This window comes from Puniceibacterium antarcticum, from assembly GCF_002760615.1.
Lineage (GTDB): Bacteria > Pseudomonadota > Alphaproteobacteria > Rhodobacterales > Rhodobacteraceae > Puniceibacterium > Puniceibacterium antarcticum.
This window is the reverse complement of the sequence record NZ_AWWI01000167.1, coordinates 49,810-64,448: the sequence shown is the minus strand read 5'-3', so window position 1 is coordinate 64,448 and position 14,639 is coordinate 49,810. Positions and strand designations below refer to the sequence as shown.

Annotated in this window: 13 protein-coding genes and 1 pseudogene; 2 read left to right on the top strand and 12 right to left on the bottom strand. The window is 61.4% G+C overall.

Translation table 11 applies throughout. The annotated features are described in order from the left end of the window. The first annotated feature begins 324 nt into the window (after positions 1 to 324). Positions 325 to 1,095: a carbon-nitrogen hydrolase family protein gene (locus P775_RS23395; protein WP_180287555.1), complete on the top strand. Its 771-nt coding sequence runs from the start codon at positions 325 to 327 to the stop codon at positions 1,093 to 1,095. Here P775_RS23395 and P775_RS23390 read toward each other — a convergent pair. The 10 genes and pseudogenes from P775_RS23390 to P775_RS23350 all read right to left on the bottom strand — a co-directional run bounded on the left by P775_RS23390 (position 1,060) and on the right by P775_RS23350 (position 11,558). After that, positions 1,060 to 1,776 (bottom strand): aspartate/glutamate racemase family protein, encoded by a 717-nt coding sequence (locus P775_RS23390; protein WP_099913247.1) that lies wholly within the window; start codon positions 1,774 to 1,776, stop codon positions 1,060 to 1,062. The two genes, P775_RS23395 and P775_RS23390, sit on opposite strands and share 36 nt — an antisense overlap. Beyond that, on the bottom strand, positions 1,773 to 3,107 hold the full coding sequence (locus P775_RS23385) for a TRAP transporter large permease (RefSeq protein ID WP_245875831.1): 1,335 nt from the start codon (positions 3,105 to 3,107) through the stop codon (positions 1,773 to 1,775). The genes P775_RS23390 and P775_RS23385 overlap by 4 nt, the downstream gene beginning before the upstream one ends. A 144-nt stretch (positions 3,108 to 3,251) precedes the next feature. Beyond that, positions 3,252 to 3,707, bottom strand: a pseudogene (locus tag P775_RS29495) (TRAP transporter small permease); the annotation flags it as partial. 94 nt (positions 3,708 to 3,801) lie between these two features. Next, positions 3,802 to 4,764, bottom strand: coding sequence for a TRAP transporter substrate-binding protein (locus tag P775_RS23380; protein ID WP_245875830.1), 963 nt, complete (start codon positions 4,762 to 4,764; stop codon positions 3,802 to 3,804). A 184-nt stretch (positions 4,765 to 4,948) separates the two neighbouring features. Further along, positions 4,949 to 6,592, bottom strand: coding sequence for a flavin monoamine oxidase family protein (locus tag P775_RS23375; RefSeq protein WP_099913244.1), 1,644 nt, complete (start codon positions 6,590 to 6,592; stop codon positions 4,949 to 4,951). A 240-nt stretch (positions 6,593 to 6,832) separates the two neighbouring features. Further along, entirely contained in the window at positions 6,833 to 7,468 is a 636-nt protein-coding gene (locus P775_RS23370) for an aspartate/glutamate racemase family protein (RefSeq protein ID WP_099913243.1), read from the bottom strand. Then, positions 7,465 to 8,304, bottom strand: a complete 840-nt coding sequence (locus P775_RS23365) for an ABC transporter permease (RefSeq protein WP_099913242.1) — start codon at positions 8,302 to 8,304, stop codon at positions 7,465 to 7,467. The genes P775_RS23370 and P775_RS23365 overlap by 4 nt, the downstream gene beginning before the upstream one ends. A 1-nt stretch (position 8,305) precedes the next feature. Then, the gene (locus P775_RS23360) at positions 8,306 to 9,154 is read right to left on the bottom strand and encodes an ABC transporter permease (RefSeq protein WP_425439928.1); all 849 of its coding nucleotides are present in this window, start codon (positions 9,152 to 9,154) and stop codon (positions 8,306 to 8,308) included. Between the two features lie 124 nt (positions 9,155 to 9,278). Further along, the gene (locus tag P775_RS23355; protein ID WP_099913240.1) at positions 9,279 to 10,544 is read right to left on the bottom strand and encodes an ABC transporter substrate-binding protein; all 1,266 of its coding nucleotides are present in this window, start codon (positions 10,542 to 10,544) and stop codon (positions 9,279 to 9,281) included. 30 nt (positions 10,545 to 10,574) lie between these two features. Further along, a complete protein-coding gene (locus P775_RS23350) occupies positions 10,575 to 11,558 on the bottom strand; it encodes an ABC transporter ATP-binding protein (protein WP_099913239.1) in 984 nt (327 codons plus the stop codon). Between the two features lie 234 nt (positions 11,559 to 11,792). Between P775_RS23350 and P775_RS23345 the strand changes: the two genes are divergently transcribed. After that, the gene (locus P775_RS23345; protein ID WP_099913238.1) at positions 11,793 to 12,509 is read left to right on the top strand and encodes a GntR family transcriptional regulator; all 717 of its coding nucleotides are present in this window, start codon (positions 11,793 to 11,795) and stop codon (positions 12,507 to 12,509) included. On the opposite strand, the gene P775_RS23340 is transcribed toward P775_RS23345, so the two are convergent. Together P775_RS23340 and P775_RS23335 are read right to left on the bottom strand one after the other, a co-directional pair. Next, entirely contained in the window at positions 12,493 to 13,842 is a 1,350-nt protein-coding gene (locus tag P775_RS23340) for a sensor histidine kinase (protein ID WP_245875829.1), read from the bottom strand. The two genes, P775_RS23345 and P775_RS23340, sit on opposite strands and share 17 nt — an antisense overlap. After that, a complete protein-coding gene (locus P775_RS23335) occupies positions 13,839 to 14,510 on the bottom strand; it encodes a winged helix-turn-helix domain-containing protein (RefSeq protein WP_099913237.1) in 672 nt (223 codons plus the stop codon). Before P775_RS23335 ends, P775_RS23340 begins: the two co-directional genes overlap by 4 nt. Positions 14,511 to 14,639: the final 129 nt, after the last annotated feature.

The window sequence follows — 14,639 nt, the reverse complement described above, 5'->3', positions numbered from 1 at the left end:
AAAGGGGACGCGGATCAACCTAAAAGGTCTTAAAGCCTTGGAAGTGTTAGAGTAAAAATTATCTCTGACCCGTTCGCCAACATGAGGCGTTGCTCCGGGCCTTCCGCTGCGGTTGTTTCAATGCCTTGCGAATCCCTGTCTGAACGGCAGAGAGAGAGACCGGGCAGGGAAATCTGCTGTCAGAGCCGTGAAAGACTGCAAGGCTGAGGTTCAGCCCCGCCCCCCCCCTCGCACGACACCATGATCGAGGCGCTGGAACGGGCCGACCGGCCGCAGTATAGGTTGCACAGAGCAGATATTCTCATTCGGATACGGTACGATACAATGACCAGACTTGCCTTGCTGCAGATTTCCCCCTCTGGCCCCATCGCGATGATCGGTGCCGATCTGCGCGCGCAGATCATGCCGTTGCGCGCCCTTGGCGTCGATATCGTCTTGCTGCCCGAGCTGATCCTGCCGGGCTATAACCAATCCAAGGCGCATCGTGACCTGGCCGAGGAGATTGATGGCGCAAGTTGCCGTGCCATGGCGGCGCTGGCGCGGGAGTGCGGGCTGGCGATTGCCTATGGCTGGGCCGAACGGGCGGGTGATGTGGTTTACAACGCCGCCTCCCTGATCGACGCGCAGGGGCGCCGCATCGGGCATTATCGCAAGCTGCAGCTGTTCGGCGCGCTGGAGCGCGACAGCTTTGTCCCCGGCACAGAGGCGCCAGAGGTCTTTGACTTTGGCGGGCACAGGATCGGCCTGCTGATCTGCTATGATATCGAATTTCCCGAACATGTGCGGGCCGTGGCACGGCAGGGTTGTGATCTGCTGCTGGTGCCGACGGCGAACCCCAGCGGGTTTGAACATGTGCAGGATCTGCTGGTGCCCGCGCGGGCCTATGAAAACCGCCTGACCCTGGCCTATGCCAATTACGCCGGGCCGGATGGGGATATCCATTTTGGCGGGCGATCGCTGATTGCGGGGCCTGATGGCAAGGCGCTTGCCGCAGCCGGGATCGCGCCTGCCACGCTGATTGTCGATCTGCCCGATGTACAAAGTTATCAGGCAGAGCTGCTATCGACCCAACTCGCCGATCTGCGCCAGCCCTGAGGGCGCGATCATCCGCGCGCCGTCCAGCACCGTGAACACGGGCAGCCCCGTGGCGCGCCGCACTGCCGTGGCGTAGGGTGGCAGGTTGCCGCATTCAAAGAGAATAGCGCCAAGCCCGGGTGTGGTTTGCACGAGGCTGGTGGCGGCGGCGACGACGATCTGTTCGACCGCCTTTGGGTCAAACGACGCACATTGTTCGGATTTTGCCGCAAGGAAGATGCTGGCAAAAAGCGGTGATCCTTCCAGACCCGCGATGCAGACCTGATCCGGTGTGATGCCTGCAGCCACCAAGGCCTGCGTGCCAAGCGACGGACGCGAGGCGGTCAGCACACCCACGACACGCCCCCCCGTCATTGCCCGCACCAGCGGCAGCAGCGACAGGCCAGACAGCAACACCGGAATGCGCAGCTGCGCGGCAATCTCGTCCTGCACCGTCACGAGGAAACCGCAGGTGGAGGTGATGAGAACCGCGCCCTCGCTCTCAAGCTCCTGCGCTGCTGCGATGAAGCGGTCCACCAGCGCCTGAGCAGGGCGGGCATCGCGCACGATCTGTGGACTGCCCGCACCGGCGACAACGCGGACACGGGCCGGCAAGTGATAGCTGTCCGGATGTCCGGCATCGCCCGGAATACGGGGAAACCGAGTGTCGAGGCTGAGAATGCCGATGAAGCCGGGACTCACGACCCGCCAGGCCCCTGTTTCAGCGCCTCGGGCAGCCAGGTTGCCAGACCGGGAAAGACCACGAGGATGATCACCATCAGCAGCATGATCCCAAACATCGGCAGGGCGGTGCGGGCGATATAGCTCATGTCATGTTTGGTCATGCCCTGCAGCACGAACAGGTTGAACCCGACCGGTGGCGTGATCTGCGCCATTTCCACAACAACCACGATGAAGATGCCGAACCAGATCAGATCGATCCCCGCCGCCGTGATCATCGGCTCGATGATGGCCATGGTCAGCACCACCGCCGAAATGCCATCAAGGAACATGCCGATGATGATGTAAAACACCGTCAGCGCCGCGATCAGGGCAAAGGGCGACAGATTGTAGGAGGCGATGACACCCGCAAGTGCGCGTGGCACCCCGGTGAAGCCCATGGACAGCGTCAGGAACGCCGCCCCCATCAGAATAAGCGCAATCATCGCAGAGGTGCGTGTGGCGCCAAGCAGGCTTTCGAGCAGCGTCGCAAAACTAAGCGAGCCTTGCAGCAGGGCCAGCAGCAGCGCGCCGATCACGCCAAAGGCTGCCGCCTCGGTCGCGGTGGCGATACCGGCATACATGGATCCGATGACCGTCAGTATCAGCGCGATCACCGGCAGCAGCAGGACAGAGTTCCTGACCGCCGCGACAAAGCCGATGCGCGGTTCCGGTTCCGGCGCGTCCTGCGGGCGCAGCACGGACCAGAGCGCAATATAGCCCATGAACATGGCCGCCAGAACAAGGCCCGGCAGGACCCCGGCCATGAACAGGGCAGTGATGCTTTGCTGGACGCTGACGCCATAGACGATCAGGGTCAGCGACGGTGGGATCATCAGGCCAAGCGTGGCCGCCCCGGCCAGCGTGCCGATAATCATGAATTCGGGATAGCCGCGTTTGCGCAGCTCGGGGATCGACATCTTCCCCACAGTCATAAGCGTGGCGGCAGAGGATCCCGACACGGCGGCGAACACGGTGCAGCCCACAACGTTGGTGTGCAGCAAGCCGCCGGGCAGGCGCGACAGCCAGGGCGCGAGGCCCTTGAACATATCCTCGGACAATTTGGTGCGGTAAAGGATTTCGCCCATCCAGATGAACAGCGGCAAGGAGGTCAGCGTCCAGCTGGATGCGCTGGACCAGACGGTGATCGCCATCGACGAGCCGGGGTTGCGCGGGGTGAACCCGATCATCCCCATATAGGCCACGCCCATCAGCGCAAGGCCAACCCAGATCCCGGTGCCCAGCAGGAAGAACATCACGAACAGGAAGACCCCGATCTTCAATCCCGTCGCATCGCGGTCAAACCCCGTCATAGCGTTCACGGCGGCATAGAGGGCGAGCAATGCCAAGGCGAACATCGCAGCGCGTGCCTTGGGGCTGGCCAGCCTGTCGCGCAAGCCCTCGAGAGACACCAGCGGCTTGTCGACGCCAAGACCGCTTCCCAGCAGCACTTGCACAAGGTTGTCGAGCAGCGCCACCGCCAGAAGCGTTGCCCCGACGGCCATGGCGATCTGCGGAATCCACAGCGGTGTGCCGTCCTGCCCTTGGGAAATATCGTTGATCTTGTAGCTTAGAAGTGGGGTCTGGATCGCGTGCCAGGCAAAATAGAGCGCGACAGCAGAGCCTACGGTGTAACACCAGATCTCAAGACCGCGCCGCCAGACACCGCTGCGTTCGACAAAGATGCCGACCCGGATGTGTTCATTGTGCGAAAACGTGTAGGCCAGCCCCAGAAAGGACGCGGTTGCCATGGCATAGCCTGCATAGTTCGCGCCGCCCGGAAACAGGATGCCCATCCAGCGCGCGACCATCTGAAGCGTCACGAGGACCAGAATGGCAACCAGGGCCAGCGCGGCGCCAAAGCCGGCTGTCTTGTAAATCGCATCAAGGAGGCGGCGTGGCAAAGTGGTCATGGCATCAATCCTTCTGCGCCCCTTTCCGGGGAAAGGCGCGCAGTATCATGTCGGGCATCCCCCCGCAGGGTGGCCCTGCGGAGGTGGCGGATGTTTATTCGGCTTTGTAGGCGTCGATGATGGCCTCGCCATCGTCACCGGTCGAGTCCAGCCACTCGGCCGTCATCGTATCCCCAATCCCCGTGAGGTCCGCAGCGAGCTGTTCGCCCGGGCCGGACACGGTCATGCCGTTTTCAGCCAGCTTGGCCACAAAACCGCCAGCCAGTTCAGCCGCCTTGGCCGATCCGCGCACCTTGGCCGCATCCGCAGACTCGGTCACGCATTTCTGCACTTCGGGCGACAGGGCGTTAAAGGCGTCGATATTGGCAAAGATCGTGTTGCGCGGCAGCCAGGCCTTTACGTCATAGAAATGGCTCATGTCCTCCCAAACGCTTTCATCGACACCGGTTGAGCCGGAGGAGATCATCGCCGCCACAACACCGGTTGCCAGCGCCTGTTTCAGATCTGCTGCCTCGATCTGGGTCGGGACCATGCCCGAGAGTTCAGCAACGCGGGCGGTGGTGGCGTTGTAGGCGCGGAACTTGATCCCCGCCATGTCGGCGACCGAGTTGATTTCCTTGTCGAAATACATGCCCTGCGCAGGCCATGGCACGGAATAGAGCAGCATCAGGTTCTGTTCTGCCATCACCTTGCTGAGGGTCGGCACGGCGGCATCGCGCAGCTTGTCCGATGCCTCGAACGAGGTGGCGAGGAAGGGCACGGAGTCATAGGCAAAGATCGGGTTTTCATTGGCATGGGCAGACAGCAGGCGTTCACCGATCTCGGCCTCGCCCAGTTGCACCGCACGCTTGATCTCGTCACCCTTGAACAGCGAGCCACCTGCATGGATCACGATTTCCAGATCGCCGTTCGAGCAGCTCGCCACATCATCAGCAAACATCTGGGCGTTTTCGGTGTGATAATTGTCGGCGGGATAGGCCGTCGGCATGTTCCATGTCTCGGCCTGGGCGGCAGCCCCCAGAAAGACGGCGCCCAGCGCCAGGGTGGAGACGGACATCGAAGGTTTCATGTTACTTCCTCTCTGATGGTTCACGGATTGCTCTGTGATATGCGGCCCTTGCCGGGCCATCTGTGCGGGACACTACCCGCCTTGTCATTTGATGACATATGAAACGGCCCCGGCCCACACCCAAAAATGTGACGTTGCACGTTTAATGCTCATCCAGCCGGGCATCCCCGCGTCAGGTCAGCGCAATGGGCCCAAGTTCTGGATAAAAATCGCCGGGTCCCGGGTTTGCCTCCGGGGTTTTGCCGCCGAAATGCGCCATGATGCCCCAGACGGCGTTCAGCCCGGTCTGCACCGCCCCTTCGACCCAGGCGGGTGTCCAGCTGACGCCATCCCCGGCGATGAACAGACCGCGCTGGCTTTGGGGCAGCTGCTCTTGCATGAAATGGCCATAGATGCGGTGGTTGTAGCGATAATGGCCGGGCAGCGCGCCCTTGAAGGCACCGAGAAAATTGGCATCCGCCTCCCAGCTCACACAGATCGGCGCGCCACGGATATGGGCGGCGATGTCGACATCGGGATAGATCTTTTTCAGCGCCTTCAGGGCCAGATCGACGCGCTTGTCCGCCGACAGCGGCAGCACCTTCAGCGCATCGGTCATCCATGCATAGGACAGGCAGATCACCGCAGGCTGATCCGGCCCGTTGTCAAAGAAATAGGTGCCACGCGTCAGCCGGTCGGTCAGGGTCATCGACATAAGCGGGCGGCCCGTCGCGGGATCGATGTCCTTCCAGAAGGGGCGGTCTACCATCACGAATGTCTTGGCCGACTGCATGTAGCGCGTCCGATCAAGCGCCATCCACAGACTCTGGGCGAACAAATCCTCTTCCACCTCGATCGCTGTGGTCAGAAGGTGGGTCTGACAGGTGGACAGGACCGCATCATAGCGTTCTGCATTGCCCCATTGATCGGTCACGTTCAGCGTGCCGTTGGCATTGCGGGCGATGGCAGTTGCGCGGGATCGTGTAATGCCCCCGTTGAGGCTGGCCAGACTCGTCCCCTCGGGCCAGTGCGCGCAGGGGGGCGTGGCGCGCCAGAGGCGTTTGAGCACCTGATCGACGCCGCCCTCGACCAGATGCTGATCGTCATCAAGCCCCAGCAGGTTCACCCGCAGGATTTCCAGCATGGAGTTGGGAAAATCCGAATCCCACCCACCGGTGCCAAAGCCGACCTGACCAAACACCTCGCGGTGGCGAAACCCCTTTTCACGAAAGGCGTCAGAGCCTGCGATAAAATCATAGAATGTCCGCTCGTCCCACTTTGCCACCAGCGGGTTCCAGAGTTCCTTGATCCGCGTCGTGTCACGGGCGCGGATCGCCTCTTGCAGGTCCGGGAAGGCCGCCTGATCGGCGAGCGCCTTGTCATAGGCCTCGGCGATTTCGCGGTAGAGCGGCGGCAGATCGTCCAGTTTGCGGGCAAAGAACGTCTCGCCCTCAAGGTCGATCACGGTGGACCCGGCAGCGGCGCTGAGCGGATTGGGAAACGGAGATGTCCTGCAGCCCATGAGGTCGAGGTAGTGAAAGAACCCGCGCGAGGATTTGGGAAACCGCATCCCGCCAAGTTCCGCGATGATGCCGTCGCTGCCCTCGAATGGCTGGGACCGCAGCCGCCCACCAAAGCGCGCCGATTCATAGATCACCGGGCGCAGGCCCAGCTTCATGAGCTCGTAGGCGGCAATGATGCCCGACGCCCCTGCCCCGATCACCGCAACCGGCGTGCCGTGCTGATCGCGGGGAATGCTACCCAGACCGTCCGGATGGGTGATCCAGTCATCATAGGCAAAGGGAAAGTCAGGGCCAAAAGCGGTCAGTTCGGGCATGGATGGGCCTTTTGTCGATGAGAGGAATCAAGGCCATAGGCCAGATTGGTCGTAACATCCATGATCGGCAGGTGGGCCGGGAATGGCAAGTTCCCGTGGCGTGCAATGCGACCGCGCAACAGGGCGCTGTTCTCAGGCTCCGCCTCTGATCGCAGGACGCGCATTTTGCAGTGACTGCCACCTCCGGCGGAAGGTCATGCGGATTCGTCCGGCACGCTCAGGCCTTTGCAGGACCCCTTATCACATCAAAGCTGAGAACTGGACGGCGGCGCGCACGCCGTCAATGATGCGCAGACCCGTCAGCTCTGTGGCCCGCGCGGGGATATCGACCATACCAGCACAGCCCAGAACGATGCTGTTCACATCATCCTCACGGGCGGCATCGGCAATTTCCTCCAACACGCGCGAGGCTGCCGCGTCCGGGTCGCGCTCCAGATCCAGAACCGGCACACCACTGGCCCGCACCCGCCCCAGATGGGTCCACAGGCCATAGTGGCGGATGTTGTCCTCAAGGATCGGCACCGAAACCGCGAGCGTCGTCACCACCGAAAACCGCGCCCCCGAAAGCACCGCCATATGATAGGCGGCCTGCCCGATCCCGATCACCGGGCATGTGGCGATGGCGCGCGCCTGCGCAAGCCCCGTATCGTCGAAACAGCCGATGATCACTGCGCGCGCGCCCAGCTCGGACGCCTTGGCCACCAGTTCCAGCAGCGGCGGGACCGAGGCATCTCCGTCCTCGGGCCCCTGAATCGCAGGCGGTCCGTCATGAGAGGTCCAGCCAACCACCTTGACCCCCGGCGCCACATCCTGCGCTGTGCGCACCATGGCATCGGTCATCGACACAGTGCTGTTGGGGTTGATGAGAACAATCATACCATGCCACTGCCCGCATCGGATCCTTTGGCATCCTTGCGCCGTGTGGCCAACCAGGTCACGCAAAGGAACACGCCAATCATCACCAGCGAAAACACCGTGGTCAGCGTGCCCAGCGCATAGAGCACAGGGGAGGTCACATTGGTGGTCATGCCGTAAATCTCAAGCGGCAGGGTATTATAGCTGCCCGCCGTCAGCAGGGTGCGCGCAAATTCATCATAGCTGAGCGTGAAGCCGAACAGCGCCACCCCGATCAGCGACGGCGCGATGATCGGCAGCACCACATGGCGCAGCGTCTGCCAGGGGCTGGCCCCCAGATCGCGCGCGGCTTCCTCGTAACTTTTGTCAAACCGGTTGAAAACGGCGAACATGATCAGCAGACCAAAGGGCAGTGTCCAGGTCAGCTGCGAGCCGAACCCAGAGGTCGCCCAATGCACCGTCAGCCCGGATTGCGAGAACATGAGGCCGACCCCCAGAGAGATCAGGATCGACGGAATGACCAGCGAGGTGATGATAAGATAAAACAGCACGTTGGAGCCGACAAATTTCTTGCGAAACGCCAGCCCGCCCATGACAGACACCACAACGGTTGTGATCATGACCATGAGGCCCAGCGCAAAGCTGCGCCGGAAACTGCCCCAGATATCCCCCACCGCCTGCTGTTCGAACAGGTCCCGAAACCAATAGAGCGAGGTGCCCCGCATCGGGAAGGTCAGCCCGCCGCCCTCACCCTGAAACGACAGGATGGCGATGGTGATCGTCGGGCCGTAGAGAAACAGCAGGAACAGCCCAAAGACCGCAGCAAGGACGTAAAACGATCTTGATCTCGGCTCCACCTTACAGCTCCTTCCGGATATCGACAAAGCGCAGCATAATCGCGATCACGATCAGCACCGTCAGCAGCAGCACCACCGCCGTCGCCGCCGCCGACGGATATTGCAGCAACGCGATGTCGTTGGAAATCAGCCGGCCCACATTGGCCGACTGAGACCCCGACATGAACCGCACAGTGATAAAATCGCCCATCACCAGCGTGATGACAAAGATCGACCCGATCATGATCCCGGGCTTGCACAGCGGCACGATCACATTCCACAGGATCTGCGCCCCATTGGCCCCCGCATCCCGCGCCGCTTCGATCAGTGACTTGTCGATGCGCATCATGGTGTTGAAGATCGGCACCACCATGAACAGCGTATAGAGATGCACAAAGGCGAGGATCACCGCAAAGTCCGAAAACAGCAGCCATTCCAGAGGCTCGTCAATCACCCCCCAGGAAATCAGCGCCGAATTGGCGATCCCGTTGCGCCCCAGAAACGGGATCCAACTGATCATGCGGATGATGTTGCTGGTCCAGAACGGGATGGTGCACAGCAGGAACAAGGTGATCTGCCAGGTCAGGGTGCGCACATGAAAGGCCAGAAAATAGGCCACGGTGAACCCTATCACAAAGGTAAAGGCCCAGGTGATCAGCGCATATTTGAAGGTGTTCAGAAACACCCGGTAGGTCACGGAAGAGCCGAACAGGAATTCGTAATTGTCAAAGTCAAACGCGGGAATGATGGAAAACTCGGTCGCCTGCCAGAAACTGACAATTGTGATCATCACGATGGGCGCCACCAGAAACACCAGCAGCACAAAGGCCATCGGCGCCGCCTGCAACCAGGCCACTGTCCCTGCTCTCATCCGCCCCATCACGCCACCCAAACTTCCTGTTTCATCTGCCCTTAAATATCCCGGGGAGTGTGAGGGGCTGGCCCCTCACTCCGGCAGAGAGGCCAGGCGCAAACGCCCGGCCCCAGACATCACATCACGCCGCGATGAATTCGTTCCACTTGCGCACCATGTACTGGTTCTGGTCCATGACCGAGTTCCAGCAGGCAACCGAGCCCATACGCTGTTCGAACGACCCGCCGTCGCGCATCTCGCCGACCTGCGCCAGCGGATCGCCAAAGGGCGATGTGATGACATCGGTGGCTTCCTTGCCCTCGAACCAGTAGCCCCATTCGTTTTCGGACATGTAATTTTTCGAGGTCTCGGGCACGGCCGAATAATAGCCCTGACGCATCAGGAAACCGCCAACCCAGCCGTCGAGATACCAGTTGATGTATTCATAGGCCGCATCGCGCTCCAACCCGGTCAGTGCCTTGGACAGGCCGATGCCGCCACCCCAGGAGCGATAGCCCTCTTCCAGCGGCTGGTATACGCATTCGATGCCCTTGGATTTGACCGCCGTGATTGCGGGGGACCACATGGACTGGATCACCACCTCGCCCGACGCCATCAGGTTCACCGATTCATCGAACGACTTCCAAAAGGCTCGGAATTGGCCCGCCTTCTTGGCCTCGGTAAAGATCGCAAGCGTCATGTCGATCTCGTCCTTGGTCATGTTGCCCTTGTCGCCATAGGTGTGCTCACCCATCGACTCGATGACCATCGCCATGTCCATGATCCCGATGGACGAGATGTCGAGGATCGACGCCTTGCCTTTGAATTCAGGGTTCAGCAGTTCGGACCAGTTCTTGATCGGACGGCCGATCAGGTCGGGGCGGATGCCCAGCGTGTCAGCGTTGTAGATCGTGGGGATCAGGGTCATCCAGCCAGATTCCTCCTGCACGAAATCGGTGCCATCGGGACCAGAGGTGAAACCGACCGTATGCGGTGCCGTGCCTTGGGCAATCGTGCTTTCGGGCGTCAGTTTTCCATCGCGGAAGATGCCGACGATCTTATCGTAATTCTTGATCTTCGAGGTGTCCATCGCCTGCAGGTTGCCCGCGGGCCAGACCTTTTTGCAGATGAAATATTCGATGTCGGCGATGTCAAAGCTGTTGGGCTGGGTCGCCGCACGCTGGGTCACGGAATCCGTGTCGAGCGCGGTCATCTCCAGCGTAAAGCCAAGATCCTCTTTCACCTTCTGGCCCACCTCGTTGAGGTTGGACACACCCGTGCCGAACTGGCGCAGGGTGACGTCCTTGATGTTCTGTGCCCAGATCATCGGCGCACCCAGTGTCGATCCGGCAGCAAAGGCGGCACCGCCCTTGAGCACGCCACGGCGGGAAATCTTTGTCGTTTTCATGATACTCTCCTTGTCAGACATATCGCCGCTTCACGCGGTCAGTTTATGCAGATTCTTGGTGTCCCAGGTCAGACCGACGCGGTCGCCCGGGGTATGCGGCTTGGCATAGAACACGTCTTCGGGCACCAGCGCGGTCACTTCCTGATCCCCGGTGATCCGGGCCAGAACAGAGACATGCGTGCCCTGATATTCGATACCGGTCACATGCGCCTCGACGCCCATACCCGGGGTGCTAACGCCCACGGCGTCGGTGCGAATGGCAAAATATCCCTCCGGCAGGGCGACAACGTTATGCCCCCCCATGAACTGGGCCACAAACCGGGTGCGGGGCGCATTAAACACATCCCGCGCGGGGCCCGCCTGTTCGATCACCGCGTTGTTCATCACCACGATCTCATCCGCGAGCGCGAGGGCTTCGTCCTGACCGTGGGTGACATGTACGAAACTGATCCCCAGTTCGTTTTGCAGCTTGCGCAGCTCGCCGCGCATGCGGATGCGCAGGAACGGGTCCAGCGCCGACAGGGGTTCGTCCAGCAGCAGCACCTGAGGCCGCGTGATCAGCGCACGCGCCAGCGCCACGCGCTGTTGCTGACCGCCAGACAACTGATCGGGCAGGCGTTCGGCCATAGCCGACAGATCGACAAGCTCCAGCATTTCCGCCGCCTTGGCGCGGCGTTCTTTCGCGTCCACACCCTTCATCTTGAGGCTGAAGGCGACATTGTCGGTGACGGTCAGATGCGGGAACAGCGCATAGCTCTGGAACATCATCGCCGTGCCGCGCTTTGCGGGCGGCAGGTAAGATATGTCGCGCCCGGCAAGGTTGATCGCGCCCTCGCTCACCGATTCGTGCCCCGCGATCATCCGGAGGGTCGATGATTTTCCACAGCCAGACGGCCCCAGCAGGCACGTGTAACTTCCTGGCCGGAAATGATGGTTGATGGCATCGACCGCGACAGTCTTGCCATAACGTTTGGTGACGGACACCAGTTCAAGGTCTTGGATGGGCTGGCTCATGGTTCCCCCGTGGCTTACTTTGAGGTTAACCGAAGACATGGGCGATCGCGCAAACAGAGTTCGCAGTTGTCGGCCTTCGGTACATCAAACTGCTCAAAAAAAGCGCAGATCCACAGGCTTCTGTCCCTTTTTTGGACACAACATTGTATACAAAGCTGGCTGAGATTGCGTCCATCTGGTCCCGCCTTGTCGGGCGTTCGTGATTCTGCCATTGCATCGCTGAAAGATGTGATGATGCCAAAATCGAGCCCCACCCTTTACAGAGATCCGGACCGTCTTGCCGCAAGTGATCGCGTGGCCGGGGCGCTGTCGCTGGCGATCCATGAACACCGCCTTCTGCCCGGCACCAAGCTGGGCGAGGATGAGATTGGCGAGGTTTATGGTGTGTCGCGCACCATCGTGCGGGCGGCGCTGCAGCGGCTTGCGCATATCCAGCTGGTCGAAATGCAGCGCAACCGGGGTGCCTTTGTCGCGCAACCCAGCCAGCAAGAGGCGCGCGAAGTGTTCGAAACGCGGGAACTGCTGGAACCTCGCACCGCCCATAAGGCTGCGACCCTTGCCACGGATGCAGATGTTTACAGGCTGCGCGAACATATCGCGCTGGAACATGCCGCCATGGATGCAGGGGATCGGGGCCGCGCGCTGCACCTGTCGGGCCTGTTTCACATCGACATTGCCGGTATCGCCGCACAGGCCACCATCGCGGGTTTCATCGAAACGCTGATCGCGCGATCCTCACTGATCATCGCGCTCTATTCCCGTCGCGACAGCGCGCTGTGCGACAGCCACGCCCATCACGCGCTGATTGAGGCGATCGCCGAAGGCGACGGACAGCATGCAGAAGAGCTCATGCGCAATCACTTGCTGGAGTTGCATGAGGCGCTGGATCTGCATCAGTGCGCAGCGCCGCCAAGGTCATTGAAAGACGCTTTGCTCAGCCGGGAAAGCTGAGCGTGGCGCACAGACCGGGCCCGGCATCCGCCAGCGTCAGTCTGGCGTTGTGCACCTGCGCAATGCTTGCCACAAGGCTGAGCCCCAGACCATTGCCCGGCGTTGTGCGGCTGCGGTCCAGCCGGTAGAGACGGCGCAGCACAAGCTCGCGCTCGGCTTCGGGGATGCCGGGACCGGAATCGGTTACGGAGAGGTCCACATGGCTGACGCCTTGCGACAGGGTGACGGTGATCGTGCTGTCCTTGGGTGTGTGGCGCAGGGCATTCTCGATCAGGTTGGCCAACACCTGCCCCAGCAGATTGCGATCCCCGTTCACGGGGCGCACCGGATCACACGGCAGCGCACAGGTCAGCGTCTGACCATTCTCTGCCGCCGAGGGTTCGTAAACATCGCACAGTGTCTGGCACAGGGCGGTCAGATCAACAGAGGTGAACCGCGCCCGGGGGGATCCGCTTTCGATCTGCGCCAATTGCAGCAGCGAGTGGAAGACCGACACGATCCCATCGAGTTCGTCGAGCGCCTTGTCCACCAGCACCCGCTCCTCCTCGGGCAGATCCTTTTGCGACAGCTCGTCCAGATGCACCGCCACACGCTGAATCGGAGTCTTGAGGTCATGCGCAATGTCCGACGACACCTGTCGCAGGCTTGCCACCGTATCCTCTTGTGAGCGCGCCATCTGGTCGACCTTGGCGCCGATCCGGGCCAGATCGTCAGACCAGCCCCCGACGCCGCCCACCCGCGCCTGCATATCGCCAGAGGTCAGCCGATCCAGCGTGCCACCAATCACCGCCACATGCCGCGCGCTGCGCCGGGCGAGGATCAGCCCCCCGGACAGCGCAATCAGGATTGTCGGCAAAAGGCTGAGCCCAAGGATGTTCAGAAACACGCCGCGCAGAGCATCAATCTGCGCCCGGCTGCGCGCCACGGTCAGCTGCCCGCCCTGCATTGAGGCCGTCAATGCAAGGTAGCGTCCGGTAATTTCGGGCCGGTCCGGCAGATCGGTCAGGATGCGGTATCCATCGTCATCCTTGGCCACCACCGCATTGCCATAATGCAGCCCGTTGGGGGCAAAATAGCTGAGCACCACACGTTCTGGATCGGTTGAACGTGCCTCGGCCTGGACCAGCGCCGCCAGAGCCGCAGCAGAGGGCGCGGCACTGAAACCGGCCATGTCCTGCGACAGGTCGGCGCGCATGGTCTGTTCGAACGAGGCCTGAGTGTAGACATAGCTGGCCAGCAGCCCCAGCAGCGACACAACCGAAAACAACAGCACAAGCCCGCCCGCAAGCCGCAGCGGCATGGAGCGCAGCATCGAATCGCGTGTCAGGGTCACGCGTCGATCCGGTAACCGGCGCCGCGCACGGTCTTGATCAGTTCGGTTTCAAAGGGCTTGTCGACCTTGGCGCGCAACCGGCTGATATGGGTTTCGACGACATTGGTCATAGGGTCAAAGGAAATATCCCAGACCGATTCCAGCAGCATGGTGCGGGTCTGCACCCGCCCCTTGCGCCGGATCAGATGTTCTAGGATGGCAAATTCGCGCGGCAGCAGGTCAATTTCCTGCCCCTCCCGCGTGACCTTGCGGGCGATCAGATCCATCTCAAGCGTGCCGGCGCGCAGCACCGTTTCCTGATCCACGGCCTGCGGGCGCCGGGCCAGCGCCGCGACACGGGCAGACAGTTCACCAAAAGCGAAGGGTTTGACAAGGTAGTCATCGCCACCCGCGTTCAGCCCGCTGATCCGATCCTCGACACTGCCCAGCGAGGTCAGAAACAGCACCGGCGTGCGGTTACCAGCGCCGCGCAGGGTCTTGACCAAGGTCATCCCGTCAATCTCGGGCAACATGCGATCAACGATCAGCACGTCATAACTGCCGCCGGTCGCCTGAATCAGACCCTCGCGCCCCGAAGCGACCAGATCGACGCTTTGTCCCTCTTCACGCAAACCCCGTGCGATATAGGCTCCCGTCGTCACATCATCCTCGACCACCAGCAGTTTCATGTCGACCTCATCCGGTTTCGGCCCACCCAGGACCCTTGTCCTAAAATCAGCGCTACGACGCTTCAGGGCAAGGGCCGCGCGCTGGTTAAACTATTTGTATAGCCGGATGCACACGGCTGTGAGGTCCGA